Source organism: Alexandriicola marinus, from assembly GCF_004000435.1.
Lineage (GTDB): Bacteria > Pseudomonadota > Alphaproteobacteria > Rhodobacterales > Rhodobacteraceae > Alexandriicola > Alexandriicola marinus.
The window spans coordinates 1-222 of the sequence record NZ_RBVZ01000102.1 but is presented as its reverse complement, the minus strand read 5'-3'; the positions used below and the strand labels follow the sequence as shown (position 1 = coordinate 222).

General features: G+C 63.5%; 1 pseudogene. It reads left to right on the top strand.

Annotation, left to right across the window (positions count from 1 at the left end):
• A pseudogene (locus EP376_RS22855) lies at positions 1-222 on the top strand (MBL fold metallo-hydrolase); the annotation flags it as partial.

Genomic DNA, 222 nt, shown 5'->3' with positions numbered 1-222 from the left:
GTCGGTCCGTTCCAGGTCGAAGCGGTCGCGGTTACGCATTCCATCCCCGAACCGGTTTCGCTGGCCATCACCTCGCCGCTGGGCACGGTGATCCATACTGGCGACTGGAAGATCGATCCGGAGCCCGAGATAGGTCCGCTTATCGACGAGCATCGCTTCAAGCAGCTCGGCGATGCGGGCGTGCTGGCGCTGATGTGCGATTCCACCAACGCCATGCGCGAC